This is a genomic window from Silvania hatchlandensis (assembly GCF_025564065.1).
GTDB lineage: Bacteria > Pseudomonadota > Gammaproteobacteria > Enterobacterales > Enterobacteriaceae > Enterobacter > Enterobacter hatchlandensis.
In genome coordinates, this window is record NZ_JAMGZK010000006.1 from 1 (window position 1) to 255 (window position 255).

The 255-nt window shown below is 52.9% G+C and carries 1 rRNA gene; it reads right to left on the reverse strand.

Going from position 1 to position 255, the window contains the following annotated elements:
- Positions 1 to 255 (reverse strand): 23S ribosomal RNA (locus tag M8014_RS00030); the annotation flags it as partial.

The following is a 255-nucleotide window of genomic DNA, read 5'->3' on the forward strand; positions in this document are numbered from 1 at the left end:
TTCACGACGGACGTTAGCACCCGCCGTGTGTCTCCCGTGATAACATTCTTCGGTATTCGTAGTTTGCATCGGGTTGGTAAGCCGGGATGGCCCCCTAGCCGAAACAGTGCTCTACCCCCGAAGATGAATTCACGAGGCGCTACCTAAATAGCTTTCGGGGAGAACCAGCTATCTCCCGGTTTGATTGGCCTTTCACCCCCAGCCACAAGTCATCCGCTAATTTTTCAACATTAGTCGGTTCGGTCCTCCAGTTAG